Origin of the sequence: Kitasatospora sp. NPDC057542 (assembly GCF_042801945.1) — a bacterium.
Lineage (GTDB): Bacteria > Actinomycetota > Actinomycetes > Streptomycetales > Streptomycetaceae > Kitasatospora.
Genome location: NZ_JBHVFE010000791.1, coordinates 1 through 1922, shown reverse-complemented (window position 1 = coordinate 1922; position 1922 = coordinate 1). Strand labels below are relative to the sequence as shown.

The window sequence follows — 1922 nt, the reverse complement described above, 5'->3', positions numbered from 1 at the left end:
GTGCTGTTTCACGTGAAACAGCACCGGCCCTCTGTCGTTCGTCGTGCCGGCCGGGTCAGAGACCCAGGTCGTCCAGGTTGTACGCGGTCACGTACTCCAGGCCCTGGGCCTCGACGGCGGCCGCGCCGCCGCGCTCCACGATCACCGCGACGCCGACCACCTCGGCGCCCGCCTCGCGCAGCGCCTCCACGGCGGTCAGCACCGAGCCGCCGGTGGTGGAGGTGTCCTCGACGGCCAGCACCCGGCGGCCCTTGACGTCCGGGCCCTCGATCCGGCGCTGGAGGCCGTGCGCCTTGCCGGTCTTGCGGACCACGAAGGCGTCCAGCTGCTGCCCGCGTGCGGCGGCGGCGTGCAGCATCGAGGCGGCCACCGGGTCGGCACCCAGGGTCAGACCGCCGACGGCGTCGTACTCCAGGTGCGAGGTCGCGTCCAGCATCACCCGGCCGACCAGCGGGGCGGCCACGCCGTCCAGCGTGATCCGGCGCAGGTCGACGTAGTAGTCGGCCTCCTTGCCGGAGGAGAGGGTGACCTTGCCGTGCACGACGGCCTTGTCCTTGATCTGTGCCAGCAGGGCGTCGCGGTCGTTGCTCATGAGCGTTCAGTCTAGGCCCTGGTGGTCCTTGCGGCGCTCCGGGCTCAGCGCCGGCGCAGCGCCCTGACCAGCACCACGGCACCGCCCAGCAGGGCCACCGAGCCGCCGATCACCCACGGCACCGCGCTGCGGCCGCCGGTGCCGGGCACCACGATCCCGCCGGCCTCCCCGCCCCAGCGGGACGCCGCGCGGGCCCGCGCGCTGCGGGCCGGCAGTGCCGGGGCGTACGGGCCGCGCGGCGGGGCGTGGTCCACCTCCTCGGCGGACCGGCCGACGATGCTGCGGCGCACCGGGCCGGTGAGCACCGGCTCGTCCTCGTACGTGAAGAGCGGCTCGGCGGGCAGTTCCTCGGCGACGCCGTCCTGTTCGGCGGCGCCGTCCGCGTCCGCGACCTCGACGTCGTCCTCGTCGTCGTCGGCGGAGCCGGTCGGCAGGCCGAAGCGCTCGGCGTCGGCGTCGGAGAAGGCGATCAGGTCGGAGAGGTCGTCGTCCAGGTCGTCGCCGGGCTGGTCCTGACGCTCCTCGATGAAGACCACACCGGCGTCGGTCCCGGCGGCTCCGGACTCGGCCGGCTCGGTGTCCTCCTCCTGGTCCTGGTCCTGGTCCTGGTCCTGCGGCTGCTCACCCTCCGGGGCGACCAGCGCGGCGGCGAACCTGTCCAGCAGGCGGCGGCCGGTGGCGTCGAGGGTCTCCTCGTCGAACTCGGTCAGCCGGCCGGTGGCGCTCAGGTCGCCGGTGAAGCGGATCGCCGCGGTGCCGTCCTCGGCGCCGTCCGCGACGCTGACCCGGACGGTGGCGGTCACCTCACCGCTGCCCCGGACCTCCTCGCCCTCGGCGAGCACGGTCAGCACGCCCTCCCGGCCCTCGATCAGGGACAGCACGCCCTTGTACGTGATCGTGGAGCCGCCGACCCGCAGCTTCAGCCGGCCGCCGATCTCCTCGGCCGAGCCGGCCCCGACCGCGGCCGGCTCGGTGCTCAGCCCCGGCACGCTCCGGGCCAGCAGCGCCGGATCCTGCAAGGCCTGCCGCACCAGCTCGGCGGACATCGGGACGACAACCTCATGCTCCATGTCACGGAGCCTACCGACTGGGCCCCGTCCGGTCCCTACCCACCACCACCAGATTTTTCCAGCCCCACCTGTTCCCTTGGCCATCGCACCACCGGCCTTCCGACCCGACGCCCGCCCGCCCGGCCCGCGACGCCGCCGGGCCCGGGCGATTCGCCGCCCCGGCCCGGCCCGGCCCGCGTGCGCCGGGCGGCCCCTGCCGAGCGCAGACAGCACCGTCCGGTCCCTCTGCGCAGGAAGTCGGTCCGGCCGACTTCCTGCGC

General features: G+C 75.0%; 2 protein-coding genes. Both read right to left on the bottom strand.

Annotated elements, in window-relative coordinates; genetic code table 11:
• Nucleotides 1-55 precede the first annotated feature (55 nt).
• Nucleotides 56-592 (bottom strand): orotate phosphoribosyltransferase, encoded by a 537-nt coding sequence (gene pyrE / locus ACFU7Y_RS43535; protein WP_224284783.1) that lies wholly within the window; start codon nucleotides 590-592, stop codon nucleotides 56-58.
• Between the two features lie 44 nt (nucleotides 593-636).
• A complete protein-coding gene (locus tag ACFU7Y_RS43530) occupies nucleotides 637-1662 on the bottom strand; it encodes a CoxG family protein (protein WP_380771990.1) in 1026 nt (341 codons plus the stop codon).
• Nucleotides 1663-1922 lie beyond the last annotated feature (260 nt).